Origin of the sequence: Aurantimonas coralicida DSM 14790, from assembly GCF_000421645.1 — a bacterium.
GTDB lineage: Bacteria > Pseudomonadota > Alphaproteobacteria > Rhizobiales > Rhizobiaceae > Aurantimonas > Aurantimonas coralicida.
In genome coordinates this window covers 246,257-269,441 of record NZ_ATXK01000001.1, presented here as the reverse complement: position 1 = coordinate 269,441, position 23,185 = coordinate 246,257, and the positions used below count along the sequence as shown (strand labels likewise).

Sequence of the window (23,185 nt, the reverse complement as noted above, 5' to 3'; positions counted from 1 at the left end):
ATCGGGCCCCAGGGCCGATGCCCGGTGAGTCACCTGATCAAGAACAGGACCGATGTTGTGGCCAGCCATCGGAAGGGTGTCAAGCTATACTACGCGAGGCTTAGTATCGGTGCGATCTGTGTTGCGAACGTTGGGTTTTTGTCTGTCGGGGGCTTCCTCTAGGGCATTGATCGACACCGGCCGGCGCGGCGAAACCGGGCGTTCGCGGAGCGGCCGGAACCGAGCTCTGTGGGGCTGCGAAGCCAGCGCTCGGCGCCGCCGAGCCAGCGCGCCAGACGCTTCGCCTTGAGATGGCGGTTGATGTCGTAGGCGCGGTCGCCGCGCCGCGCCAGACGCGCCAGATGGCGAAGCTCGGCGGCCAGACGCGACAGCATCTCGTGGCGCTGCCCTTCGGGAATGAGGCTCGGATCGTCGGCGGCGACGGCCGCGTCGAGCGCGGCCGACGGAGGCGCCAAAGGCCGCAGCAACGCCGCGAGCTGACGCCGGGCAGCGCGGTCCGCGGCGACTCGCCGGCGCGCCGCGACATAGCTGCGGGCGGCGGCTTCGAGCCGGGTCTGCGATGCCGGGCGGTCGAAGGATGGGGTCATGCGGATGTCCTCCTGGGATGTCCGCATGAGCCTGAGGTGTGTGGGCGATGGCGGGGAAAAAATTCCTGTGCGGTTTCGCCACAACGCCAGAGTTTCGGCATGAATGGTCAATCCGACGGCTGGGGTCGCGCGGCATGAAATAGGAATAATTTCCACAACCGGTCGCATTTGGCCTAAGAACGGGGGAGATCCCGAAACAGTGGAGGCAGCGATGCAGGATCAGATCCCGGCCAGAAGCGCAGAGATTTTGTCGGAGAGGGCGGGCTTGCCTGGCGTTCCGGCGGCGTCACCCGACGTGCCGCCCGCCCGCGACGGCGTTCCGCCGATCGACACGCGGCTCGGATGCCGCCTGGCTCGGGAGATCGCCAGCACCTTTCTCGACGTGCCGGTCTGCGACATCGACCGGCCGACCCGGGCCATCGCGCCGATCTGCGAAGCGCGCCATGTGGCGATGTATCTCGCCCATGTGGTTTTCCAGATTCCGCTGACCGGCATGGCCGGGCCGTTCGGCCGCGACCGCACCACGATCGCCTATGCGGTGCGGCGGATCGAGGATCGGCGGGACGATGCCGAATTCGACGCGGTGATCGAACGGCTGGAGCGGCTGGGCACGGCGATCCGGGCGGCTTTCCAGCCCGGCAGCGGACGCGGAGAGGCGGCGTGAAGGCGGGGTTCAACGACGACGAATCGCCGCTTGCGCGCCTCGCCAGGCGGCGGGGCCGGGATGGCGCGGCGTTCCTGACGGCGGAGGAGGTGGAGGCCGGCGAGCGGTTGCGGGGCCATTTCACCCGGGGCCAGCTGATGCCCGGCATCAGCCAGCGCTGGGACGCGCAGCCGCGCGGGCAGGGCAGCCGCGGTGGCGGGGATTTCTCGGATTCGGCAATCGACGCGCGGCGGCGGGTGGACGCGGCGATCGGGGCGGTCGGGCCGGAACTCTCGGGCGTGCTGCTCGACTTCTGCTGTTTCCTGAAGGGGCTGGAAACGATCGAGCGGGAGCGGCAATGGCCGGTTCGCTCCGCCAAGCTCCTGCTGAAGGCCGGGCTCGGCGTTCTGGCGCGCCATTACGGGCTCGACCGGCAGGCGGGCCACCGCGAGGGACATATCCGCCGGTGGGGGACCGCCGATTCGCGCCCGACGATCGGCGGGGCGCGAGGGGACGGCGATCAGCCGGTGGAAGGGTGATGCATGCGGGGCCGTCGCCGGCGGCGCGGTCGCGGCAGGGTGCCGTCCGCGACGGCACGCAACTCAGGCGGCGGCGAGGGCCTGCCGGGCGTCGTCCTTGATCCGCGCGACCATGGAACGCAGGCCGTTGGAGCGCTGCGGGCTGAGGTGATCCTTGAGGCCGAGGCGCAGGAAGGTCGCCTCGGCGTCCGCTTCGAGGATCTCCGGCGCGGTCTTGCCGGAAAACAGAGCGAGCGCCACGGCGACGAGACCACGGACGATATGGGCGTCGGAATCCCCCAGGAAGGTCAGGTGCGGAGGATTGGCCGTGTCGGATTCGCTCACCAACCAGACCTGGCTGGCGCAGCCGCGGACCTTGCTCTCCTCGGTCTGGGAGCCTTCGGGCAACGGCGGAAGGGCGCGGCCGAGCTCGATCAGGTAACGGTACCGGTCTTCCCAGTCGTCGAGATATTCGAAATCCGCCGTGATGTCTTCGATCGTCTGCATTCCGCCTCCGGTCTGGCCCGATACGGCCGTGGGACCGCTCTGGTCGCGATATAAGGTCAGCGGGCGGCGATGTCAGGCCCGGCCGGGGATGCGATCTCGGAGAAAGGGTTTCAGGCGCGCGGCGCGGGCTGCGGGATCGGCAGACGGGCCGGCGTTGCGGCGGCGGGCACGGCGGTGTCGGGGCGCGGCTGGCTGGCGACCGTCTGGGTCTCCTCCAGCGCCGGCATGGCGAAAGTGGTGCTGGCGGCCGGCTTTGCGGTGCGGCCGGGGGTTGCTGGGCGGGCGAGTTCCAGGACCTGCGTCACGGCGCCGGTGACGATGTCGTCCGGGCGGCTGCTTGCGGGGATCGTGCTGGCCGGAACGGGGTGCTGCGGCGCGGGCGTCTTTACGGCGGCGATGTCGGTGGTCGCCGGCTCGCCGGCCTGACCCTGGATCGTGCGATAGGCGAGGGCGAAGCCATCGCCGATCCGGTCGCCGGCGAACTGCACCAGATCGCCACCGGCCGAGCAGGCGGCGGGCGCCCGGTCGCAGAAGCCCCAGATGTCGGCGATGGCGGCCTGGGCCCCCATCATGGCGGTGAAGGGATCGATGCCGGTCGCCGCGTCGTCGCCGTCGTTCTGGCCGCTAGGCAGGAACAGCGCGACGAGGCCGAGCAGGAAGGCCGATCTGATGATGAAGCGGATCATTTCAATCCCCGAAATGGCAGAGCATGCATACGGTCCTGGTCGACCGGTCGTTCGATAAGCGCCACCATGCCATGGCCGTTCCAAGGGGACGTTGAAACTGCGACGCGTAGTTGATTCAAATTGTCCGTTTTCCACCGCCGCTTAAGACCAGATGGCCGGCGAAGCGGGCATCGGGCGGTGCAAGGAAGCGTTAACCATAAGCGAAGACGGACGATGTCCGAATCTGCGCTGTGCCGGGTATCCGACGGCAACGCCAACGGGAAAAGCCGTGGTTTATGGCTTCCTTAAACCGTCGGTCGCATTATCACGGTCGACCGCCGCCGGACCTCGAATTGTCCTCGACGCCCGGCGGCCTGAATGTGAGTGCGAGTTCTTGTATGACCGAGGCGTTGGACGAGCGACAGACAGGAACACCGGCCGGTGGTGCGCTGTCTCTCATCGGCGAACGGCTCGATGTTCTCGTTCCGAACTCCGTCAGCGACGCGGGTGAGCGCCGGGTGCAGGCGCTGGCGATCGGCGGCCTGATCGGCGCCGGCCTGCTCGCCGCGATTGCATCGCCCATCCTGGCACTGCTCCAGTCCGGCATCCTCGCCGTGGCGGCGCCGCTGATCGTCGCCGGCATGGCGCTGGCGGCCGCGGCCTATCTGTCCTCGACGGGCGCCATCGACCATGCGACCTGGCTGGGCGGCACGCTCGTTGCCGGCCTGATCGGCTGGGGCGCGCTGTTCGCACAATCCTCCTCGGCGGCCTGGCTGATCCTGCTGGCGATCCTGCCGGCCGAATTGCTGATCGCCGGCCGTCGCGGACTGGCCGCGGCGCTGGCCGGGTCGACCCTGGTCTTTGCCGCCTGCCTGCTCGCCGTCGGTCCGCCGGTCTTCACCGCCGGTCTCGACCCCGCCTCGGCGGCGCTGATCCTGTGCTATGGCGCGACGCTCGTTCTCCGGCTGGCCCGGCGTTCGACCGGCTCCAACGCTAACGCTACGGCCACGACCTCGGATGTTGCCGTTGCGGGGCCGTCGATCGACGATGCCGCCGCTCTCCTGGATGCGGCGCTGATCTCCCTCGACGCCCGCGGCATGGTGACCGCGGTCTCGCCTGCCGCGCTGGCCGGCATCGGGCAGGAGCGCGACGCCGTGACCGGCCGCAGCCTCGTCGACCTCGTCCATGTCGGCGACCGCGTGGTGTTCCTGCAGGCTCTGGCGGACGCGCGGCGCACGGCGCAGGTCGTCACTGCGGCAGCGCGTTTGCGCCGCGGCGACGGGACCTATCATCCGGCAAGCCTGCGTCTTCGCGGCTGCGCCGAGACCGGTGCCGTGCATGTGGCCGTCGCGGTCGCGGTGCATGCGGCAGGCGAATCGGCGGACCTGCAGACGGCCCTCGACGCGGCCAATCAATCGTCGGCGGCCAAGAGCCAGTTCCTGGCGGCGGTCAGCCACGAATTGCGCACGCCGCTCAACGCGATCATCGGCTTCTCGGACATTCTCGACCAGGAATTCTTCGGGGGCTTCGAGAGCGATCGCCAGAAGGAATATGTCGGGCTGATCCGCCAGTCGGGCCAGCACCTCCTGTCGGTGGTCAACAGCCTGCTCGACGTGTCCAAGATCGAGGCCGGCCGCTATGAGCTGGTGCCGGAGGCCTTCGGGCTGGGCGAGGCGATGGACCTGGCGGTGGACGTCGTGCGCGAGGAAGCGCGGCGCAAGGATCTGCGCCTCGACGTGCGGCCCGGCTGCCGCGACGAGGAGATCACCGCCGACCGGCGGGCCTGCCACCAGATCCTCCTGAACCTTCTGTCCAACGCACTGAAATTCACCGAGGTCGGCGTCGTGACGCTGGAAAGCCGGCGGGTCGGCCCGATGGTCGAGTTCTCGGTCAGCGACACCGGCATCGGCATCGCCGAAAGCGACATCGAGCGCCTGGGTCGGCCCTTCGTGCAGGTCTCGTCCGGCACCACGCGGCGCTACCAGGGCACCGGCCTCGGCCTGTCGCTGGTCAAGGGACTGGCCGAACTGCACGGCGGCGACATGACGATCCGCAGCCAGCCGGGCGTCGGCACCATGGTGACGGTCCGCCTGCCGGCGGTCTATGTCGAAGGCGCCGAATCCACACCAAACCTCAAGGAAAATGTCGTAGCTCTGAGCGATGCCCGCACCCAAACGAATCTCCCCCCGCAGACCCTCGAAGCGCGCCGCTCGGCCTAGCATGGGCACGACGCTTCTGGCCCTGACCCGCCGCGGCGCGGCGGGCGTGGCGCGTGCGCTCGCACGCCGTCCGGCGCTGTCGGCGGGCCTGACCGGGTTCGCCATCCTGTTCGGCGGCGTGGCGATCAACGCCATGCACCAGCCGGGACCGCATCCGAGCCCGTTCCTGGCGACGCGCGAGCCGGGCGAGGGCGGTGGTACGCGCGTGGCCGGCAACAACCCGGCGCTGATGCCGGTGCCGCTGGTGCGCGAGGTGCAGACCGCGCTGGCCGAGGCGGGGATCTACGAGGCGCCGGTGGACGGCCGTCCGGGGCCGGCGACGGACACCGCGATCCGCACCTTCCAGAGTCGCCACGGCCTGACGACGGATGGGGCGGCGACGCCGCTGCTGCTGTCGCAGATCCGGCAGGTGACGGCGCAGGCGCCGAACCCGTCGCCGCGGCCGAACGCCATCGCCAGCATCGAGGAGCGGATGCGGGGCATTCCGCAGAACGTGCCCGACAATTCCACCGACGCGCCGGACGACGCCCTGCAGGCCGAGATCGGCAAGCTCAGCGACAGCGAGCTGGTGCGCCGGATCCAGGCCGGGCTGACCTCGGCGCAGGTCGCCGAACTCTCGGCCGACGGCATTCCCGGCGAGCGCACCCGCGAGGCGATCCGCACGTTCGAGGCGCTGGAAGGGCTGGAAGTCACCGGCGCGCCGGACCCGCGGATCCTGGAGCGGCTGATCGAGATCGGCGCGATCCAGTGAGCGGTCGCGCGCGCCGATGCGGATAACCAGCGAACTCCACGTGGCGCAGCTCGTGCGCAGGCTGTTTTCGGCCGGCGACTTCGCCGTCGTCGCCCGCCGCGGCGCCGATCAGGCGGGCGCGATCTTCATCGTGGCGCGGCAGCCGGGCGGGGCGTTTCAGCTGTACGGGCCCGCGCCGCAGAGCCTGAGCGAGGAGAGCGGCGAGCGCCGCTTCGTTCTCGAACCGGCGGCGGACGAGGCGGCGCTGGAAGCGCGGCTTGCCCGCGAGGCGCGCTTCGACCCGGATTTCTGGGTGGTGGAGATCGAGACCCGCGACCCCGAAGCCTTCATCGACCTCGCCACGGAATAGCGCAGCGGCCGATCGGCCTCAGCGCTTGCCGATGGAGCGTTCGACGGCCGGCGGCAGCGTGCGGCGGCCGAAGCTGCGCCGCGGCGCACCGGCGACCGGACGGATCACCAGATCGGCCGATTGCGGCTGCAGCGCCGGCGCGTCGACCATGATCCGGGCCCTCGCGAGGCCGAGGCGGGACCGGCAATCGTCGGCGTCCAGTCCGCGATAAATCGTCTTCATCGCCTCGAAGGCCGCGACATCCGCTCCGATGCAGGGCTTGACCAGCATGATCGCGGTGAGGGCATCGGTCGGACCGGCCCGCAACACCTTCAGCGCACGACCAAGCCATTCGCCGCTGGCGTCGTCGGCGATCGTCGCGATGGTCGCGGCGTCGAGGGACAGCATGCGGCCGAGACCGGCATAGAAGCGTTCGAGGCGTCCGGCGCGGGCGTCGGCGACGAGGCCGGAGATCGAGGTCGCAAGCGGTGCTTCGGCTGCCTTGGGCGCGGCCGGTGTCGCCGGTGCATGGCCGGGGCGGGCGAGCCGGAACAGCTCGGCGCGGGCGGCTGCGGCGGCATCCTGGCGGACGGGTGTGGGGGCGGAGAGCTGGGCCGCGACGGGCGCGGTCGCCGGCTTTGCCGGGGCAGCGGGAATTGCGGTCGGGGCCGAAGCGGCGGGGACCGCATCGGCGGCCTCGCGCTCGGCGAGAATGGCGTGGAGGGCCGCGTCCGGGCGCTGGGCCAGCGCCTCCAGATGCCGGCTCTCGAGGCACGGGCTCGTGCGCAGGAACGGTGCCGCAATATCCAGCGGGGCGTTGCAGATGCGGTCGACGATGCCGACAGGCAGGTTGGGCGCGGAGGCGAGGGACTGGGCGAGCGTGCGCTGGGTGTCGGCGCCGAGCTGCGGCCAGGCCGAGGCGACCAGCTCGCCGAACTCGCGCAGCTGCCGTTTGCCGGGCGCGCGCTGGGTCAGGAAGCTCATGGTCGCGGCCGTCACGATGGTGTCGAATCCGCCGCGCCGGATGTCCTTTTCGAGGGAACGGTAGATGCGCGGCAGGACGTCCTTCATGGGGCTCCCGTATGGTTGACCTTTGGTTTCGCCGGGAGGAAGGATTAGCTAAGAAACATTAGCAAGCTGTTAACTGTCGTAGGGTCTGCTGCCCTGCGGACGGCGCGAATGACGAATGCGCCGGTATCAGGACCATCCGGATCATGGTCGATGCGCGATGGTCAGCCCCTGGGTCGACAGCGCCAGATACTGGATGTTGCCGTGCTCCATTGGACGAGGAATCGTACCATGGCAGTCATTGTGAGCCTGAACAGCAAGTCGGACAGATATCAGCGGGCGCGGCCGGCCGCGCCGGGCGGCCGCACGACGGCGGAGATCATTCTCCTGCCCTGCGTGCGCCGGGAAGCGATTCCGGAGCGGGCCGGCAAGGGCGCCGTCGTGATGAAACGGCAGGCCTGATCGCAGCGGTTCGGCGTCGGTCGATCGTCCTTGCCGACCGAGCGGAGCCGGGCGGCATGCCGCCCCATGCGGCGTTCCCGGGGACGGCGATCAGCCGTCGCGGCTGGCGGCCGGCTGATTGGCGGTGACCGGACCGAGCGGGCGGCAGGCCAGCGAACCGATGAATTCCTCCACGGCCGGGCGCTTGCTCTCCTCGTCCACCAGCACGCGGATGGTCATGTAGCCTTCGCTGAGATCGACCTCGACCGGGATGGTGGTGTCGTCGCCGCTGTCGATGTCGGCATTGGCGTCGACGATCTGTTCGCGGGTGCCGACCAGAAGGTCGAAGATGCCGTCGACGGCGGAGCGATCGTTGATGCTGTAGAGATTGTCGCCGTTGCGATCGTAGATCGAGGCCGACCAGAAGGTGGTGGGGCCGTAGCTGGCGATCATCCGCACCGGGCCGTCGGCCAGCGAGAAGCGGCAGCTGGCATTGACGAAGGCCGGATCGACGAAGGCGAAGTCGTGGCGATCGGAACCGGGCGGCGCGGCGATGGTGTCGGGCCCGGCGCTGCGCAGCGCCTCGACGCGGACGGTCTCGTTGAGCGGTCCGAGCCGGGCGAAGCGGCCCCAGGCATTGTTCTCGGCCAGATGCGGCATGGCGAAGATCACCACGATATGGACGAGCGCGGCGCCGATGAGGCCGACGACGATGGCGTAGAGCAGCCTAGCGATCATAGCAGGTCTCGAGGGTGATGCTGGGCAGAGCGAGGCTGTCGACGCCGGTGGAGGCGCTGGCGGGCGTGTCGTAGAGCGCCAAAGCGAGGGTGAAGGGGCCGGTGCCGGAGGTCGCCAGCCAGTTGCCCGAGCGGGCCGAGGGGCCGAGGGCGATGACGAAGGAATTGTCTTCCTCGCGCATCAGGCTGTTGGAGGTGAGCCAGCCGTTGCGCCCGGCCGCCGGCGCGATGAGCCGGCCTTCCGGGGTGAAGGGCACCAGCGTCCAGATGCGGGCCGGCGGGGTCTGGCCGGCAAGGCGGTAATTGCACTGGCGGCGCAGCGCGTTGCCGGCGCCGTCCTGGTCGGCGGTGAAGAGGATGCCTTCGCCGATGCCGAGCGTGAGATTGCCGAGGCGGGCGAGCCGGGCCTTGGAATAGGGATCGGCGTCGGGCGCGCCGGCAAAGGGATTTGCCTGCCACGGGCCGACCGACACGGTGCCGATCTCGGTCGAGCGTTGCAGCGCCCAGTCGGCGGACCAGCCGCCGAGGCCGAGGGCGATCGACAGGGCAATGAGGACGAGAAGCGCAAGACGCATGGGCGGTCAGATCCGGGGAGGCCGATGGCGGTCTAGCGCTGCGTGGCGGCGGGGGCGCCGGACGCGCTGGCGGCGGCGAGCTGCTCGGGTTCGAGCGGCGGCAGGGCTTCCAGCCGCTCGACGATGTCGTCGAGAACCGCCTGAGCGGCGCGCGACAGCATCTGCGGCCCTTCGGGCGGCGGCGCCTCGCCATCGCTGGTGGCGACCTCGCGCTTTTCGGCCGGGAAGGGATCGTCGATGAACGGGATCGGCTTCAGCTCGATATTCTTGTGGGCCGTCTCCATGAAGCGCTGCCAGGTCATGGCCGGGAGCGAGCCGCCGGTGAGGTTGCGGGTCGGGCGGAAGCTGTCATTGCCGTACCAGACGGCGGCGGTGAAATTACCGGTGTAGCCGACGAACCAGCCGTCGCGGTAGCTCTGGGTGGTGCCGGTCTTGCCGGCGACGCGGGTCATGGAGAGCTGGGAGCGGCGCGCGGTGCCGCGCTCGGAGACGGCGACCAGCATCTCGTTCATGGATTTGGTCGCGTCCTCGGTGAGGATGCGCTTGCGGGGCGGCATGTCGCGGCGGGCATCCCAGATCGTCTGACCGGAGGCGTCCATCAGCTGCATGATGGCGTGGCGGTGGGAATCCATGCCGCCATTGACGAAGACGCCATAGGCGGTCGCCTGGTCGAGGACGGTGACCTCGCTGGTCCCCAGCGCCATGGTCTTGTCGCCGCGCAGCGGGGATTCGACGCCCATCTCGCTGGCCAGGGCCGTGACATTGTCCATGCCGACCTTCTGGCTGAGCTTGACGGCGGGCACGTTGAGCGAGCGGGCCAGGGCATTGGCGAGGGTGACCCGGCCGGAGAAGGAGCGGCCGTAATTCTGCGGCGACCAGCGGCCGATGGTGATCGGGCTGTCGACGATGGTGTCGGACGGGGTCATGCCGGCCTGCATGGCGGCGGCATAGACGAAGACCTTGAAGGAGGAGCCCGGCTGGCGCAGCGCATTGGTGGCGCGGTTGAACTGGGAGACGCCGTAGTCGCGGCCGCCGACGATGGCGCGCACGCCGCCATCCTCGCCGATGACGACCATGGCGCCCTGCTCGACGTCGTAATTCGTGCCGAACTGGCGCAGATGATACTCGACCGATTCATCGGCGAGCTGCTGCAGCCGCATGTCGATGGTGGTGCGGGCGAGGAAGCTGCGCTGCTTGAGGCCGGCCTCGCGGGCGAGGCGCTGCACCTCCTCGAAGGCGAAGTCGAGGAAATAGTCCGGCGACTGGGTGGAGGAGCGGTCGACGGCGACGGCCGGCTGGCGGCGGGAGGCGACGACCTGGCCCTCGGTGACGAAGTTGGCCTGGACCATGTTGGTCAGGACCTCGTTGGCGCGGGCGCGCGCCGCCGGCAGGTTGATGTGCGGCGCATAGCGGGCCGGGGCCTTGAACAGGCCGGCCAGCATGGCCGACTCGGCCATGGAGACGTCGCGGATGTTCTTGTCGAAGTAGAATTCCGCCGCGGCGGCCGCGCCGAAGGTGCCGCCGCCCATATAGGCGCGGTCGAGATACATGGCGAGGATCTCGCGCTTGGTCAGATGCGACTCCAGCCAGAGCGAGATGAAGGCTTCCTTGATCTTGCGATCGATGGTCCGCTCGTTGGACAGGAACAGGTTCTTGGCGAGCTGCTGGGTGAGGGTGGAGCCGCCCTGGACGACGCCGCCGGCGCGGGCGTTCTCGGACATGGCGCGGGCGAGGCCGAAGAAGTCGATGCCCCAATGTTCGAAGAAGCGCCGGTCCTCGGTGGCCAGCACCGCCTTGATGAAGGAATCCGGCATCTCGTCGATGGGCACGGCGGCCGCCCGCAGCACGCCGCGGCGGCCGATCTCGTCTCCATGGCGGTCGAGGAACTGGACGGAATAGTCGGTTTCCTGGGGCAGGCCCTTCGCCGTGACCTTCATCGCCGGCTGGGCCAGCGCCAGAAGCAGCACGAAGCCGGCCAGACCGAGGGTCAGGCCTTCGCCCATGACCTCGAACAGGAAGCGGTTGAAGCCGCGCACGCGGAACTTGCGGGAGAACACGGTGACGCCTTCCCACCACGCCGCGAAGGCATGGAAGGAGCGCCACAGGCTGGAGTCGATCCAGGCGTCGATCTCGATCAGTCGCGAGGGCTGCCTGCGCCGCCGGCGTTTTTCGGGAGTTTCGTCCAAGGTCAACCTGTCACTCTCGGCCGGACCCCGCGCCCGCGACGCATCTGCGGCCGCGACGCGACGTCCCTTCATCAGGAAGTGCTTGTACCCTATACGTCGAGATCATGAAAAAGTCGCGAGGAAGTGCAGACATTTCAACCATGCGTGATTCCGGCAACAAGCCCTTCTGGCAGGCCAAGAGCCTCGAGGAGATGACCCCCCACGAGTGGGAGTCGCTCTGCGACGGCTGCGGGCGCTGCTGTCTCAACAAGCTGGAGGATTGGGACACGGGCGAGATCGCCTGGACCAATGTCGGCTGTCAGCTTCTGGACGGCGAGAGCTGCCGCTGCCGCGACTACGACAACCGGCAGGCGACGGTGCCCGACTGCGTGTCGCTGGACGTGGCGACGGTGCGCTCGATCGGCTGGCTGCCGCCGAGCTGCGCCTACCGGCTGGTGGCGGAGGGGAGCGATCTCTACTGGTGGCACCACCTGGTCTCGGGCGATCCCGACACGGTGCACCAGGCCGGCGTCTCGGTGCGCGGCCGCACGGTCAGCGAGGCCGGCATGGCGCTGGAGGATTACGAGGACCATCTGGCGGCCTGGCCGGGCGAGAACCCGATGGACGACGCGGCTTAGGGGGGCATGAAAGGTCTAGGAAAAAAGTCCTTGACGGCGTGACGGTGGTCGGGTAGGGTTCAGATACAGTCGAGAAATTGCGGGCGGCGGGGTTTGACCCCGGCGCCCTTTTTGTTGGCCGGCGGGCTCGGGGGCAGGCGCGGCATGGCGGAGCTGTTGTCGGAGCGCCTGTTCGTGCTGCTGCGGCGCGAGGTCGAGACGCTGCAGGCCGAGTTCTCGGACAATATTCCTTTATCGCGGGCGGCCGGCGCGGCGCGGGCCCAAGCCGCCAGGACGGCGACCGCCAACGGGGCGAAGCGGCGGGCGCCGGCGAAGGCTGGCGGCGAGGCCGCGCCGGCGCCGCGTCGGGCGAGCGCCAAGGAGCGGGTCGAGAGCATCGGCCAGGCGGCGCGCACCCTGGAGAAGCTCCTGGAACTGAAGCGGCTGGAACGGCTGGCGGTGGAGGGCGGCGACGCGGACGCGGCGGAGACGGCCCGGCTGCGCGAAGAGTTTCTGTCGCGGCTGCGCAGCCTCGACGCGCGGCGGCGTGAGGGGGCGACCTTGTTCGATGCCGACGGCGCCTATGCGGGCGATCCGCGGCCGGTGGATGATGGACCTGCGGGGCCTTCCGCGGCGATGGATGGCGCATGACCGGCGGGCGGCGGGCTGGCGCGACAGGCGCGGGCGGCGGCGACGAAGGCGCCGATGGCGGGTCGGACCGTGTGAGTTTGGCGCGGAGCGTGGGCGTAGCGGCCGGGATCGACGCGAGCGGGGCGTCGGGCGGCGATGGCGGCGCTGCCGTTGCGGGCGGCTGTGGAAACGGATCGGAGGTCGGAGCCGCTGCGGCAGCGGACGATGCGGCGCTGCCGCTGCTGTCGGAGGCGGAATACGAGGCGGAAGTGGTCGCCTTGTCGGGCGCGTATCCGGGACCGGTGCTGGCGAGCGCGTCGCCGCACTGGCTGCGCCTGGCGCGGCGCTCGCAATTGCCGCCGCCGGGCCACTGGCGGCAATGGCTGCTGATCGGCGGGCGCGGCTCGGGCAAGACCCGGGCCGGCGCCGAATGGGTGCGGGCGATGGCGGCGGGGGCACCGCCGATCGCCGCGCGCCCGCACGGCCGGATCGCGCTGATCGCCGAAACACTGGGCGATGCGCGCGAGGTGATGATCGCCGGCGAAAGCGGGATCGTGGCGGCCTCGGTGGAGGGGCGGCCGGTCTATGAGGTGAGCCGGCGGCGGCTGGTGTTTCCGAACGGGGCGATCGCGCAGGTGTTCTCGTCGGAGGACCCGGACGCGCTGCGCGGCTACCAGTTCGATGCGGCCTGGGGCGACGAATTCGCCAAATGGGTGCATGGCGAAGCCTGCTTCGACAATTTGCAGTTCGGTCTGCGCCTGGGGGGGCGGCCGCGGGCGCTGTTCACCACGACGCCGCGGCCGATCCCGCTGTTGAAGCAGCTGATGGCGGATGCCGGGACGGCGACGACCCACATGCGCACGGCGGAGAACGCGGCGAATCTGGCGCCGGGATTCCTGGCGGCGATGGAGGCCCGCTATGGCGGGTCGCGGCTCGGCCGGCAGGAGCTGGAAGGGCTGATGCTGGAGGCGCGCGAGGACGCGCTGTTCGACGTGGCGGCGATCGACAGGGCGCGGGTGCGCGCGGCGCCGGAGCTGCGGCGGGTGGTGGTGGCGGTGGATCCGCCGGCGACGGCGACGACGCGCTCGGACGCCTGCGGCATCGTCGCGGCAGGCCATGCGGCCGACGGCACGATCTATGTGCTGGCGGATGCCAGCCGGCGCGGGGCCAAGCCGCATCAATGGGCGGGCGCCGCCGTGGCGCTGTTCGAGCGGCTGGAGGCGGACCGGATCGTCGCCGAGGTGAACCAGGGCGGCGACATGGTGGAGGCGGTGATCCGCGCCTGCGCGCCGAGCGTGCCGTTCCGCGCCGTGCGGGCGTCGCGGGGCAAATGGCTGCGGGCCGAGCCGGTGGCGGCGCTCTACGAGCAGGGCCGGGTGCGCCATGCGGGGCGGTTTCCCGAACTGGAAGACGAGATGGCCGATTTCGGCCCGGAGGGCCTGAGCGGCGGTCGCTCGCCCGACCGGCTGGACGCGCTGGTGTGGGCGGTGACGGCGCTGACCGGCCCGGTGCGCGACCCGCGGGTGCGCGGGCTTTGAGGCGGCTTCCGCGTCAATCGAAGTAATCTGGAGACACTCCATGGGACTGGCACGGACGATCGCCGACTGGCTCGGCGGCGGGAGCGGGGCGCGTGCGGCGGCGCCGGGGGAGCGCAAGGGCGTGGGGTCTGCCGGCGGGGCGCTGGTGCTTTCCGGCGGCGGCGATCCGGGCGGCTGGAGCGAGCGCGGCTATGAGGGGCTGGCGCGGGCGGGCTTCATGCAGAACCCGGTGGTCTACCGCTCGGTCCGGCTGATCGCCGAGACCGCGGCGGCGATCCCGATGCTGCTCTACGAGGGCAGCCGGGAGGTCACGGCACATCCGATCCTCGACCTCCTGCGCCGGCCGAACCCGGCCAGCGACGGCCAGAGCCTGACCGAGACCCTGTGCGGGCATCTGCTCCTGTCGGGCAATGCCTATCTGGAGGCGACCGGCATCGACGGGGAGATCCGGGCGCTGCATGCGCTGCGACCGGACCGGGTGCGGATCGTCGAGGGCAGCGACGGCTGGCCGGAGGCCTATGAATATCGCGCCGGCCACGCGGTGCGCCGGATCGCCGCCGAGGGGCATGGCGAGCGGCCGGCGCCGCTCCTGCATGTGCGGCTGTTCCATCCGCTGGCCGAAACGGCAGGCTATTCGCCGCTGGCGGCGGCGCAGACGGCCCTCGACCTGCACAATGCGGCGTCGCGCTGGAACAAGGCGCTGCTCGACAATTCGGCCCGGCCGTCAGGGGCGCTGGTCTATCAGCCGGCCGACGGGGGCAATCTGGCGCCCGAGCAGTTCGACCGGCTGAAGGCCGAGCTCGAAAGCGGCTATGCCGGGGCGGCGCGGGCCGGGCGGCCGATGTTGCTGGAAGGCGGGCTCGACTGGAAGGCGATGGCGCTGTCGCCCAAGGACATGGATTTCATCGAGGCGCGCAATGGCGCGGCGCGGGACATCGCGCTGGCCTTCGGCGTGCCGCCGATGCTGCTGGGGATCCCCGGCGACCTGACCTATGCGAATTATGCTGAGGCCAACCGCGCCTTCTTCCGCCTGACGGTGCTGCCCTTGGCAGGACGCCTGGCCGGGGCGATCGGCGACTGGCTGGGCGGCCATTTCGGCGCGCCCGACCTGCGGCTGGCGCAGGATCTCGACCGGGTCGAGGGGTTGAGCGCCGAGCGCGAGGCGCTGTGGGCGCGGGTCGGGACGGCAGACTTCCTGTCGCGCTCGGAAAAGCGCGAGGCGGTGGGGTACGGCGCCGAGGGCTGAGGCGACCGAGCGCAATCGCGACACTTGGTCAAGACCTTGCTAACCACCGGGCGAGGTAAGCCCGTGGAAACCATGCGGTCATCCTTCTCGTGCCTGTCTGTAGCTGCAGTGTCGCGGCTTCGATGAATGCGAGAGGAGCCCGCCGTGAAAGACGACGATGGCGCCATTGGCTGCGCCAGGGCCGGGCTGATCCTGCTGCTCGTGTGCCTGCTGTTCTGGGGCATCGTGTTCTGGTGGATCGCCTGATCGCGCCCGACGGCTGATGGGGCCGCGCGGTTTTCCCGCGCGGCCCGCCGCCTGGGTGGGCGCTATTGCTGCGTGGCCGAAACCGGCGCCCGGCGGTTCGGGAAACACCCGAGACGTCTTCTGTAATCGACAGACATGACAGGTGCCGGGGTCCGTGACAGCGGGCCGGCCGGCCCGCGACCGTTCCATGGAGGTGCCGATGAACGTCGAACCCGTGTCCGTTCTGGCGCTCTGGGCGTCGAAGATCCTCGGTGCGGCGGCCGGGTCGGCGATCTCGGTCGCCTATCTGCTGCCGAAGGGGCGGCGCGAGGCGGCGTCGCGCTTCCTGATCGGCATGGTGACCGGCGTGGTGTTCGGCCCGCCCGCCGGGCTGATGCTGGCCGAGCATCTCGACCTCGGCCAGACACTGAGCGCCATGGAGCTGGCGCTGATGGGGTCGGCCTCGGCGAGCCTGTGCGCCTGGTGGGCGCTGGGCGTGCTGTCGCGCTTTGCCGACGGGCTGTTTCGCGGCAGCGAGAACCGGCCGTGGAGGAAGCGATGACTGGCGGGCTGCGCGCCCGCACGGGGCCCGGCGTGACCGAGGACGGGGCGATCCGCGGTTATGCGGCGATCTTCGGCGAGACCGATCTCGCCGGCGACGTCATCGAGCCGGGCGCCTTTGCCGCCTCGGTCCTGCGCCGGGGCATGGCCGGGATCGCCATGCTCTGGCAGCACGATCCCGGCCGGCCCTTGGGGCGCTGGCACCATGTGCGCGAGGACCGGACCGGCCTCTATGTCGAGGGCGCCCTGGCGCTGGCGACGGCGGCCGGGCGCGAGGCGGCCGGGCTGATCGCGGCGGGGGCGCTGGACGGCCTGTCCATTGGCTTTCGCACGAGGCTGGCGCGCCGCGGCGCGGGCACCGCCCGGCGGCGGCTGGTGACCATCGATCTGTGGGAGGTCTCGCTGGTGACCTTCCCGATGCAGGAGCGGGCGCGCCTGTTCGCCGGCGTGGCCAGCGCGGCGGATCATGCCGGCCCGCAGCGCGCCCGGGCCGCGACCGGTTTTGCCGCCTGACATCCGAACTCTTCTGAAGCGAAACGGAGAATCCGCATGAGCGACCATTCCCATCCGTCCCTCGAGACCAAGGCGCATGCGCCGGAGGCCGGAGCGGCCTTTCACGAGTTCATGCAGGCCTTCGAGAGCTTTCGTGAGGCCAATGACGAGCGCCTGGGCGAGATCGAGAAGCGCATGAGCGCCGACATCCTGACCGAGGAGAAGGTCGATCGGATTTCCAGGAGCCTCGACGAGCAGGAGCGGCGTGTCGAGCGGCTGATCCTGAAGGAGGCGCGGCCGGCGCTTGGCGGGGGCGAACGCCGGCCGGCGGCCGGGCCGAGCGAGCATCGCAGCGCTTTCGAGCGCTATGTGCGCGGCGGCGACGAGCAGGGGCTGCGGCGGCTCGAGGAAAAGGCGATGTCGAGCCTGACCGGCGCCGATGGCGGCTTCCTGGTGCCGGACGAGACCGAGACCGAGATCGGCCGGCGGCTGGCGGCGATCTCGCCGATCCGCGCCATCGCGACGGTGCGGATGGTCTCGGCCGCCGTCCTGAAGAAACCCTTCGCGATCGACGGCGCGCAGACCGGCTGGGTGGGCGAGGCCGATGCCCGGCCGCAGACCACCGCACCGCAACTCGCCGAACTCGCCTTTCCGACTATGGAACTCTACGCCATGCCGGCGGCGACCAACGCGCTGCTCGACGATGCGGCGGTGGATATCGATCGCTGGATCGGCGACGAGGTCGAGCAGGCCTTCGCGGCGCAGGAGGGCGCGGCCTTCGTCAATGGCGATGGCGTCGCCAAGCCGAAGGGCTTCATGACCTATCCGACGGTGGACGAGGGCGCCTGGGCCTGGGGTTCGGTGGGCACGGTGGCGACCGGCGCCGACGGCGGCTTTGCGCCGGGCGAGGCGGCCGACAGCCTGCTCGACCTCGTCTATGCGCTGAAGGCCGGCTACCGGCAGAACGCCAGCTTCGTGATGAACCGCCGCACCCAGGCGAGCGTGCGCAAGCTGAAGGATGGCGACGGCAATTATCTGTGGCAGCCGCCGGCCAGCGCCGGGGCGCGGGCGACGCTGATGGGTTTCCCGACGGTCGAGGCCGAGGACATGCCGGATATCGCCACGGATGCGAAGGCGATCGCCTTCGGCGATTTCGGCCGCTTCTACCTGGTCGTCGACCGGCAGGGCGTGCGGGTTCTGCGCGATCCCTATTCGGCCAAGCCCTACGTCCTCTTCTACACGACCAAGCGGGTCGGCGGCGGCATCCAGGACTTCGACGCCGCCAAGTTCCTCGACTTCGCCGCCTGACGGGCGGGCTCAAGGGCAAGACGGATGACGGCCGGGCACACGCCCGGCCGTTTGCTTTGGCGGAGGGACGGATGACGATCATCGATCTGGGGCTCGGCGGGGCCGAGGAGCCGGCAAGCGTGGCCGAGGCGAAGGCCTGGGCGCGGATCGACCGGGACGACGAGGACGATCTGATCGCTGCGTTGATCCGCGCGGCGCGCGAGACCATCGAGGCGATAGCCGGGCTGGTCCTGGTGCAGCGGTCCTTCCGGCTGGCGCTCGATCCGGTGCCGGCCGACGGCTGGGTGGAGATCGCTCGCCGACCGCTGGGGGCGATCACCGGCGTGACCGCCTACGCCTCGGGCGGGGTGCCCGTGATGTTCGACGCGGGCGAAGCGATCGTCGAGCGGGCGCTGGGGGTGGAGGCGATCCGGGTGTCGCCGGGCGTGCGGGCGGCGGCGGTGAACGGCGTCGAGGTGGAGTTCGAGGCGGGGTTTGCGGCTGGTGCGGTGCCGGAGAACCTGCGAACCGCGCTCCTGGTGATCGTCGCGGCATCCTACGAGATGCGGGCGGCGGTCGATCCCGGACAGCAGCCGGCGGTGATGCCGGAGCTCACGCGGTCGCTGATCGCGCCCTATCGGCGGGTGCGGATCTGATGGCGCCGCTGTTCCTTGATCCGGGGCTGTTGCGCAAGCGCGCGGCGCTGCTGGCGCCCGAAGCGGAGCCCGACGGCGCCGGCGGCGCGGCGACGCGCTGGACGGAAATTCGGGAGCTGTCGGTGCATGTGGAGCCGGTGACCGTGACGGCGCGCGAGCGGTTCGACCGCCACGAGGCAACGATCACGCATCGGGTGATCTGCCGTTCGAGCGGGGAGGTGGTGCGCGGGCGCGCCTTCGGCATCGGGACGCGGCGCCTCGTCATCGCCTCGGTGCACGACCCGGACGAGACGGGGCGCTTTCTGGTGTGCCGGTGCGAGGAGGAGGCGTGATGCGGATTGCGGTGGAGATCCGGCGGCTGCGCAGCCGCCTGCCGCTCGAACGGCTGGTGCGCGCGGTTCGCCGGCCCGGCCGCCCGCGCTCGACCGTGCCGGCGGGGACCTGGCCGTCGACCTCGAACATGCCGCGGCATCTCGGGACGCTGGACGATGACGATGCGAGCCCTGGCGGCGATCTGCGGGATGCGCGGGGCTCGGCGGCGACGGTCTGAACTTGCGGGCCGGCGCGATCACTTGTGCGCGACGAGGCATAAGAGGTCGCAGTTCGTCTGGCGGACGCAAGGGCACGCCATATATCATCTTGTAGACATCCGTGAGCGAGGAGGATGACATGGCGCATCCCAGTGCCGAACTCCAGACGACGATCTTCGAGACGCTGACCGCCGACCCGTCGCTGACATCGCTGTTGGGCGGGCCGAAAGTGTTCGACCGCAGACCCGAACATGCAAGCTTTCCCTATCTGACGCTTGGCCGGACGGCGGTGGTGGACTGGTCGACCGGGACCGAGGACGGTTCCGAGCACATCCTGACCCTGCATGTCTGGGCGAAGGGTGGCGGCAAGGCCGAGACCTACGAGATCATGGACAAGGTGGCCGGCCGGCTGAACGACGCGCATCTGCCGCTGGAGGGCCACCACCTGGTCAATCTGCAACTGCAGTTCGCCGAGGCGCGGCAGGAACCGGACTCCGCTACCTATCACGGCATCTTGCGGTTCCGGGCGGTGACCGAACCGCTGGCCTGACGGCCAGCCGGCGCGGGGCCGGGGTCCCGCAGACACTCAAGCGACATCGACACGGGCGGTCTTTCGGGGCCGCCTTTTTCTTTGGCCGGGGCCGTCCGGCACCGGGGCGGAAAGGACAACGCGAATGGCCGCACAGAGAGGCAAGGACCTTCTCCTGAAGATGGACGAGAACCGGGACGGGAGCTTCGTCACCGTCGCCGGGCTGCGGACCCGGCGGATCGCCTTCAACGCCGAGACGGTGGACATCACCGACGCCGAGAGCGCCGGCCGCTGGCGGGAACTCCTGGGCGGGGCCGGGGTGCAGCGGGCGTCGCTGTCGGGATCGGGCATCTTCAAGGATGCCGCCTCGGACGCCAGCCTGCGGCAGGTGTTCTTCGCCGGAGACATCGTGCCGTTCCAGGTGGCGATCCCGGAATTCGGCACGATCACCGGACCGTTCCAGCTGACGGCGCTGGAATATGCCGGCGAGCACAATGGCGAGATCACCTTCGAGGCGACGCTGGAATCGGCCGGCGCGCTGGCCTTCGTGGCGGTCTGACGATGGCGGTCAATCGGCATCGCGGCGAGGTGCCGGCGATCATCGACGGGCGCGAGCGCACGCTCTGCCTGACGCTGGGGGCGCTGGGCGAACTGGAGGACGCCTTCGCGGCGGACAGCCTGGCCGGGCTGGCGGAGCGCTTCGGTTCCGGCCGGCTGTCGGCGCGTGACCTGACGCGGATCCTGGCGGCGGGCCTGCGCGGCGGCGGGGCCGATGTCAGCGAGGCCGAGGTGGCGACCATGCGGATCGACGGAGGGGCGGCGGGTGCCGCGACTGTTGCTGCGCAATTGCTGGCCGCGGCCTTCGGCCCGCCGGACGGGGAGCCGGAGCGGGCCCCGCCAAACCCCTGAACGCCGTGCCGGATCGACCGGCACCCGGCACGGCTTTTCCCTGGACCGAGGCGATGCAGGCGGGGCTCGGCCTGCTGCGCCTGTCGCCGCGCGCATTCTGGGCCGCGACGCCGCGCGAGCTGGCGGCAGCGCTGGCGCCCTTCGGCACCGTGGCGGGCGAGGCGCCCGCACGCGCCGCGCTGGCCGCCCTGATGCAGCGCTTTCCCGACCGGGATTCTTCGAACTGACGAGGTGACAGGATGGAGCCGGACGAGACGATAAACGTCGCGATCGTCGCCGATACCAGTGGGTTCGAGCTGGCGATGGGGGACCTGACGCAGCGCGCCAATTCCTTCGGCGCGGCGATCGCTTCGGCGATGAAGGGCGCGGTGACGGGCGGGCGCTCGCTCGACGGCGTGCTGCGCCAGCTCGGCCAGCGGATCTCGACGATCGCGCTGGATGCGGCGCTGAAGCCGCTGACGGACCTGGCGTCGAACGTGCTGGGCAATGCGCTGGGCGGGCTGGGTGGCTGTGGCGGTCTGCCCGCCGCGACCAGCATCGTGCCCTTCGCCAAGGGCGGCGTGGTCGCCGCGCCGAGCTATTTTCCGACGGCCGGCAAGCTGGGACTGATGGGCGAGGCTGGGGCAGAGGCGATCCTGCCGCTGCAGCGCGGTGCCGACGGAACGCTGGGGGTGGCGAGCACCGGTGCGCCGGCCGGCCCGTCCATCGTGTTCAACGTGACCACGCCCGACGCGACGAGCTTCCGGCGGTCGGAGGCGCAGATCCAGGCGATGCTGGCGCGGGCCGCCAGCCGCGGCCGGCGGGGATTGTGACCATGGGGATCGAAGCCTTCAGCGAGGCGCGGTTTCCGCTGCGCGTGTCCTTCGGGACCAGCGGCGGGCCGGAGCGGCGCACGGAGATCGTGCGGCTGTCGACGGGGTTCGAGCATCGCAACCAGCGCCATCGCCATTCCGTGCGCCGCTACGATGCGGGGTCCGGCGTGCGCAGTCTCGCCGATCTGGTGACGGTGCTGGATTTCTTCGAGGCGCGGCGGGGCCGGCTGACAGGGTTCCGCTTTCGCGACCCGCTGGACTGGCGCTCCTGCGCCTATGGCGGGAGCCCGAGCGCCCTCGATCAGGCGATCGGCGTGGGCGACGGGGTGACGACGGAATTTGCGCTGGTGAAGCGCTATGGCCTCGGCGCCGGCGCCTATGTTCGGCCGATCGCCAAGCCGGCAGCGGACACGGTGCGCATCGCGGTGGACGGCAGCGAGGTCGCGGCGGGGCTTGCCGTCGACCCGGCGACGGGGATCGTCACCTTCGCCGCTCCGCCGGCCGAAGGCGCGGCGATCACCGCCGGTTACGATTTCGACGTGCCGGTGCGGTTCGACATGGACCAGCTGACCGTGAATGTCGCGGCTTTCGAGGCCGGGGAAATCCCGTCCATCCCGCTGATCGAGGTACGCCCATGAGACCGATTCCCCCGGGACTGGCGGAGCATCTCAAGGGACCGCAGACGACGCTCGCCCATTGCTGGCGCCTGACCCGCCGGGACGGCGTGGTGCTGGGCTTCACCGATCACGATGCGGCGCTGGTTCTTGCCGGGACCCGCTTTGAGGCGGCGACGGGGCTGACCGGCAGCGAGGCCGAGGAAATGCTGGGGCTGGCGGCGGCCAGCCGCGAGGTCGAGGGGGCGCTGGATTCCGCTGCCATCGAGGAGGCCGACATCCGGGCGGGGCGCTACGACGCGGCGCGCATCGAGACCTTCGTCGTCAACTGGCAGAGCCCGGAGGATCACGTCCTCGTCGATGTTGCGGAACTCGGCGAAGTGAAGCGCGGCGAGACCGGTTTTGCCGCCGAACTGCGGGGCGTTGCGGCACAGCTCGACCGGGTGCGGGGGCGGATCTACCGGCGGCGATGCGATGCGGTGTTCGGCGATGCGCGCTGCGGATTCGCGGTCGCGGCGGCGCCCTATACGATCGAGACGGCTGTCGTGGGCGGCGAAGGATCGCGGATGGTCGTCGCCGGCACGCTCGGCGGTGCGTCGGCGCTGTTCCAGGACGGCCGGCTGACGATGCTGGGTGGGGTTGCCGAGGGGCTCGGGGCCGACATCGTCTCGGCCATGGCGGGCGGCGAGGGGACGGTGACGCTGGTGCTGGCGGAGGCGCCGGGGGCGACGCCTTTGCCTGGGGACGCGGTGCGACTGGTGCAGGGCTGCGACAAGCGCTTTGCCACCTGCCGCGACCGGTTCGGCAATGCGGTGAATTTTCGCGGCTTTCCGCACATGCCGGGCGGCGATGCGGCGCTGGCCATCGCCAAGAGCGACGGGCGCCATGACGGCGCGCCGGTGGTGCCATGAGCACGGTGCAGGCGGACCCGCGCGGTGCTGATGCCGATGGCAGCGGGCCGGCCGCCGGTGCGGGGTTGCCGCCGGCGCTGATCGTGGCGCGCGGATTCCTGGGAACGCCCTATCGCCATCAGGGCAGCCGGCGGGGCGTCGGCTGTGACTGTCTCGGCCTGTTGCGCGGTGTCTGGCGCGAGTTGCATGGCGCCGAACCGGAGGATCCGGGACCCTACCGGGTCGACTGGGCGACGCGTTCGGGGCCGGACCGGCTGCTGGAAGGGGCACGGCGGCATCTGCGGGAGATTGCCCGTGCCGATGCGCGGCCCGGCGACGTCCTCCTGTTTCGCTGGCGGGTCGGCGCGCCGGCCACCCATTGCGGCATTCTCGATGCGGAAAGCCGGCTGATCCACGCCTATGAGGGCGCTTCGGTCGTTTCCTCGCCGATGCCGCATGCCTGGGCGCGCTGCATTGCCGGCGCTTTTCGCTTTCCGGAGTAGAC

31 protein-coding genes are annotated in these 23,185 nt (G+C 70.6%); 24 read left to right on the top strand and 7 right to left on the bottom strand.

All coding sequences use genetic code 11. The features are described from left to right. Nucleotides 1–158 precede the first annotated feature (158 nt). Nucleotides 159–587: a hypothetical protein gene (locus tag H536_RS0101315; RefSeq protein ID WP_060576870.1), complete on the bottom strand. Its 429-nt coding sequence runs from the start codon at nucleotides 585–587 to the stop codon at nucleotides 159–161. Nucleotides 588–852: 265 nt separating this feature from the next. Here H536_RS0101315 and H536_RS23055 point away from each other — a divergent pair, with 265 nt between their 5' ends. Both H536_RS23055 and H536_RS0101305 read left to right on the top strand, forming a co-directional pair. Further along, complete coding sequence (locus H536_RS23055) at nucleotides 853–1,251, top strand: helix-turn-helix domain-containing protein (protein ID WP_202814799.1); 399 nt, start codon at nucleotides 853–855, stop codon at nucleotides 1,249–1,251. Further along, on the top strand, nucleotides 1,248–1,769 hold the full coding sequence (locus tag H536_RS0101305; protein WP_024348750.1) for a DUF6456 domain-containing protein: 522 nt from the start codon (nucleotides 1,248–1,250) through the stop codon (nucleotides 1,767–1,769). The genes H536_RS23055 and H536_RS0101305 overlap by 4 nt, the downstream gene beginning before the upstream one ends. Nucleotides 1,770–1,832: 63 nt before the next feature. Here the strand turns inward: H536_RS0101305 and H536_RS0101300 are convergent, their stop codons facing one another. Both H536_RS0101300 and H536_RS23050 read right to left on the bottom strand, forming a co-directional pair. Beyond that, complete coding sequence (locus H536_RS0101300) at nucleotides 1,833–2,255, bottom strand: SufE family protein (protein ID WP_024348749.1); 423 nt, start codon at nucleotides 2,253–2,255, stop codon at nucleotides 1,833–1,835. 110 nt (nucleotides 2,256–2,365) lie between these two features. Then, nucleotides 2,366–2,941 carry a DUF5330 domain-containing protein gene (locus tag H536_RS23050; RefSeq protein ID WP_051141476.1) on the bottom strand — a complete coding sequence of 192 codons (576 nt, stop codon included), beginning with the start codon at nucleotides 2,939–2,941 and terminating at the stop codon, nucleotides 2,366–2,368. Nucleotides 2,942–3,318: 377 nt separating this feature from the next. On the opposite strand from H536_RS23050, the gene H536_RS22270 reads away from it, so the two are divergent. From H536_RS22270 to H536_RS0101280, 3 genes are read left to right on the top strand one after another with little or no spacing between them, the layout of a single operon-like run. Then, a complete protein-coding gene (locus H536_RS22270) occupies nucleotides 3,319–5,139 on the top strand; it encodes a sensor histidine kinase (protein ID WP_024348747.1) in 1,821 nt (606 codons plus the stop codon). Nucleotide 5,140: 1 nt separating this feature from the next. Further along, on the top strand, nucleotides 5,141–5,890 hold the full coding sequence (locus H536_RS0101285; RefSeq protein ID WP_024348746.1) for a peptidoglycan-binding domain-containing protein: 750 nt from the start codon (nucleotides 5,141–5,143) through the stop codon (nucleotides 5,888–5,890). A 16-nt stretch (nucleotides 5,891–5,906) separates the two neighbouring features. Continuing rightward, nucleotides 5,907–6,239 carry a DUF1491 family protein gene (locus H536_RS0101280; protein WP_024348745.1) on the top strand — a complete coding sequence of 111 codons (333 nt, stop codon included), beginning with the start codon at nucleotides 5,907–5,909 and terminating at the stop codon, nucleotides 6,237–6,239. An 18-nt stretch (nucleotides 6,240–6,257) separates the two neighbouring features. Here the strand turns inward: H536_RS0101280 and H536_RS0101275 are convergent, their stop codons facing one another. Beyond that, entirely contained in the window at nucleotides 6,258–7,289 is a 1,032-nt protein-coding gene (locus tag H536_RS0101275) for a hypothetical protein (RefSeq protein ID WP_024348744.1), read from the bottom strand. Between the two features lie 228 nt (nucleotides 7,290–7,517). Between H536_RS0101275 and H536_RS24170 the strand changes: the two genes are divergently transcribed. After that, nucleotides 7,518–7,688 carry a hypothetical protein gene (locus tag H536_RS24170; RefSeq protein WP_155898341.1) on the top strand — a complete coding sequence of 57 codons (171 nt, stop codon included), beginning with the start codon at nucleotides 7,518–7,520 and terminating at the stop codon, nucleotides 7,686–7,688. A 90-nt stretch (nucleotides 7,689–7,778) separates the two neighbouring features. On the opposite strand, the gene H536_RS0101265 is transcribed toward H536_RS24170, so the two are convergent. From H536_RS0101265 to H536_RS0101255, 3 genes are read right to left on the bottom strand one after another with little or no spacing between them, the layout of a single operon-like run. Further along, nucleotides 7,779–8,405 carry a DUF1254 domain-containing protein gene (locus H536_RS0101265; protein ID WP_024348743.1) on the bottom strand — a complete coding sequence of 209 codons (627 nt, stop codon included), beginning with the start codon at nucleotides 8,403–8,405 and terminating at the stop codon, nucleotides 7,779–7,781. Then, on the bottom strand, nucleotides 8,395–8,979 hold the full coding sequence (locus tag H536_RS0101260; RefSeq protein WP_024348742.1) for a DUF1214 domain-containing protein: 585 nt from the start codon (nucleotides 8,977–8,979) through the stop codon (nucleotides 8,395–8,397). Before H536_RS0101260 ends, H536_RS0101265 begins: the two co-directional genes overlap by 11 nt. Nucleotides 8,980–9,011: 32 nt before the next feature. Continuing rightward, a complete protein-coding gene (locus tag H536_RS0101255) occupies nucleotides 9,012–11,165 on the bottom strand; it encodes a transglycosylase domain-containing protein (protein ID WP_024348741.1) in 2,154 nt (717 codons plus the stop codon). A 140-nt stretch (nucleotides 11,166–11,305) separates the two neighbouring features. On the opposite strand from H536_RS0101255, the gene H536_RS0101250 reads away from it, so the two are divergent. From H536_RS0101250 to H536_RS0101160, 18 genes are all read left to right on the top strand, one after another. Next, nucleotides 11,306–11,782: a YcgN family cysteine cluster protein gene (locus H536_RS0101250; RefSeq protein ID WP_024348740.1), complete on the top strand. Its 477-nt coding sequence runs from the start codon at nucleotides 11,306–11,308 to the stop codon at nucleotides 11,780–11,782. 144 nt (nucleotides 11,783–11,926) lie between these two features. Next, the gene (locus H536_RS0101245; RefSeq protein WP_024348739.1) at nucleotides 11,927–12,412 is read left to right on the top strand and encodes a hypothetical protein; all 486 of its coding nucleotides are present in this window, start codon (nucleotides 11,927–11,929) and stop codon (nucleotides 12,410–12,412) included. A gap of 281 nt (nucleotides 12,413–12,693) precedes the next feature. After that, a complete protein-coding gene (locus H536_RS0101240; RefSeq protein ID WP_051141502.1) occupies nucleotides 12,694–13,929 on the top strand; it encodes a DNA-packaging protein in 1,236 nt (411 codons plus the stop codon). A 40-nt stretch (nucleotides 13,930–13,969) separates the two neighbouring features. Next, complete coding sequence (locus tag H536_RS0101235; protein ID WP_024348737.1) at nucleotides 13,970–15,175, top strand: phage portal protein; 1,206 nt, start codon at nucleotides 13,970–13,972, stop codon at nucleotides 15,173–15,175. 445 nt (nucleotides 15,176–15,620) lie between these two features. Further along, the gene (locus H536_RS0101225; protein WP_024348736.1) at nucleotides 15,621–15,962 is read left to right on the top strand and encodes a DUF6107 family protein; all 342 of its coding nucleotides are present in this window, start codon (nucleotides 15,621–15,623) and stop codon (nucleotides 15,960–15,962) included. Beyond that, nucleotides 15,959–16,474: an HK97 family phage prohead protease gene (locus tag H536_RS0101220; RefSeq protein WP_024348735.1), complete on the top strand. Its 516-nt coding sequence runs from the start codon at nucleotides 15,959–15,961 to the stop codon at nucleotides 16,472–16,474. The genes H536_RS0101225 and H536_RS0101220 overlap by 4 nt, the downstream gene beginning before the upstream one ends. A gap of 36 nt (nucleotides 16,475–16,510) precedes the next feature. Next, nucleotides 16,511–17,761 (top strand): phage major capsid protein, encoded by a 1,251-nt coding sequence (locus H536_RS0101215; RefSeq protein WP_024348734.1) that lies wholly within the window; start codon nucleotides 16,511–16,513, stop codon nucleotides 17,759–17,761. A 71-nt stretch (nucleotides 17,762–17,832) separates the two neighbouring features. Further along, nucleotides 17,833–18,396, top strand: a complete 564-nt coding sequence (locus H536_RS0101210; RefSeq protein ID WP_024348733.1) for a head-tail connector protein — start codon at nucleotides 17,833–17,835, stop codon at nucleotides 18,394–18,396. After that, nucleotides 18,396–18,728, top strand: coding sequence for a phage head closure protein (locus H536_RS0101205; protein ID WP_024348732.1), 333 nt, complete (start codon nucleotides 18,396–18,398; stop codon nucleotides 18,726–18,728). Before H536_RS0101210 ends, H536_RS0101205 begins: the two co-directional genes overlap by 1 nt. After that, nucleotides 18,728–18,946: a hypothetical protein gene (locus H536_RS0101200; RefSeq protein ID WP_024348731.1), complete on the top strand. Its 219-nt coding sequence runs from the start codon at nucleotides 18,728–18,730 to the stop codon at nucleotides 18,944–18,946. Before H536_RS0101205 ends, H536_RS0101200 begins: the two co-directional genes overlap by 1 nt. 119 nt (nucleotides 18,947–19,065) lie before the next feature. After that, entirely contained in the window at nucleotides 19,066–19,476 is a 411-nt protein-coding gene (locus H536_RS0101195; RefSeq protein ID WP_024348730.1) for a DUF3168 domain-containing protein, read from the top strand. Between the two features lie 124 nt (nucleotides 19,477–19,600). Next, on the top strand, nucleotides 19,601–20,014 hold the full coding sequence (locus H536_RS0101190; protein WP_024348729.1) for a phage major tail protein, TP901-1 family: 414 nt from the start codon (nucleotides 19,601–19,603) through the stop codon (nucleotides 20,012–20,014). A 2-nt stretch (nucleotides 20,015–20,016) separates the two neighbouring features. Further along, entirely contained in the window at nucleotides 20,017–20,364 is a 348-nt protein-coding gene (locus tag H536_RS0101185) for a gene transfer agent family protein (RefSeq protein ID WP_024348728.1), read from the top strand. A gap of 5 nt (nucleotides 20,365–20,369) precedes the next feature. After that, entirely contained in the window at nucleotides 20,370–20,591 is a 222-nt protein-coding gene (locus tag H536_RS23550; protein WP_081651771.1) for a rcc01693 family protein, read from the top strand. Between the two features lie 12 nt (nucleotides 20,592–20,603). Next, nucleotides 20,604–21,176 carry a phage tail tape measure protein gene (locus H536_RS0101175; RefSeq protein ID WP_024348727.1) on the top strand — a complete coding sequence of 191 codons (573 nt, stop codon included), beginning with the start codon at nucleotides 20,604–20,606 and terminating at the stop codon, nucleotides 21,174–21,176. Nucleotides 21,177–21,178: 2 nt separating this feature from the next. Next, nucleotides 21,179–21,814 carry a DUF2460 domain-containing protein gene (locus H536_RS0101170; protein ID WP_029702516.1) on the top strand — a complete coding sequence of 212 codons (636 nt, stop codon included), beginning with the start codon at nucleotides 21,179–21,181 and terminating at the stop codon, nucleotides 21,812–21,814. Further along, nucleotides 21,811–22,701: a DUF2163 domain-containing protein gene (locus tag H536_RS0101165; protein WP_024348725.1), complete on the top strand. Its 891-nt coding sequence runs from the start codon at nucleotides 21,811–21,813 to the stop codon at nucleotides 22,699–22,701. Before H536_RS0101170 ends, H536_RS0101165 begins: the two co-directional genes overlap by 4 nt. Then, nucleotides 22,698–23,183: an NlpC/P60 family protein gene (locus H536_RS0101160; protein ID WP_024348724.1), complete on the top strand. Its 486-nt coding sequence runs from the start codon at nucleotides 22,698–22,700 to the stop codon at nucleotides 23,181–23,183. The genes H536_RS0101165 and H536_RS0101160 overlap by 4 nt, the downstream gene beginning before the upstream one ends. The last annotated feature ends 2 nt before the right edge of the window (nucleotides 23,184–23,185 follow it).